This is a genomic window from Salifodinibacter halophilus, from assembly GCA_012999515.1.
Classification (GTDB): domain Bacteria; phylum Pseudomonadota; class Gammaproteobacteria; order Nevskiales; family Salinisphaeraceae; genus Salifodinibacter; species Salifodinibacter halophilus.
Genome location: JABEEB010000528.1, coordinates 1 through 247, shown reverse-complemented (window position 1 = coordinate 247; position 247 = coordinate 1). Strand labels below are relative to the sequence as shown.

At 67.2% G+C, this 247-nt stretch carries 1 protein-coding gene; it reads left to right on the top strand.

The features are described from left to right. Positions 1–247 (top strand): hypothetical protein (locus HKX41_12720; GenBank protein NNC24998.1); only part of this gene is annotated, 247 nt, incomplete at both ends.

Genomic DNA, 247 nt, shown 5'->3' with positions numbered 1-247 from the left:
CTTGAAGACGGCAGCTCGCACTACAACCTGCGTGTGGGCTTGGCGCTGGACGGCGCGCTGGACCACGACGCGTTGATGGCGGCATTGAATGCGCTGGTGGAGCGTCACGCGATCCTGCGCACCACTTACGTCGCGCAAGGCAGCGACGTCGAGCAGCAGGTGAATCCGGCGGCGCCTGTTGCCCTGGAGCGCGTCGACCTTAGCGGCCTGGCGCAGCAAGCGCAGGACGAAGCGCTGCAGGCGCTGA